The organism is Zoogloea sp. LCSB751, assembly GCF_002028455.1.
GTDB lineage: Bacteria > Pseudomonadota > Gammaproteobacteria > Burkholderiales > Rhodocyclaceae > Zoogloea.
Genome location: NZ_MWUM01000226.1, coordinates 1 through 268, shown reverse-complemented (window position 1 = coordinate 268; position 268 = coordinate 1). Strand labels below are relative to the sequence as shown.

The window sequence follows — 268 nt, the reverse complement described above, 5'->3', positions numbered from 1 at the left end:
AAGGATTCGCACGCCGTGTACTACCTGCACCAGCAAGGCGTGACGCGCCTGGACGTGGTCAATTTCATCGCCCATGGCATCAAGAAGAGCGACCCGCCCGAGCCCGCCAAGAGCGGCGAATCGGCCTCCAGCGAGAGCGAGGAGGGCGGCGAGAAGAACGAGAAAGCCTCGCCGCTGGAGCAGTTCACCCAGAACCTGAACCAGTTGGCCAAGGACGGCAAGATCGACCCGCTGATCGGCCGCGAGTACGAGGTCGAGCGCGTGATCC

At 63.8% G+C, this 268-nt stretch carries 1 pseudogene; it reads left to right on the top strand.

From position 1 onward, the window contains the following. Positions 1-15: 15 nt before the first annotated feature. Positions 16-268: pseudogene (gene clpA, locus B4920_RS26430) on the top strand (ATP-dependent Clp protease ATP-binding subunit ClpA); the annotation flags it as partial.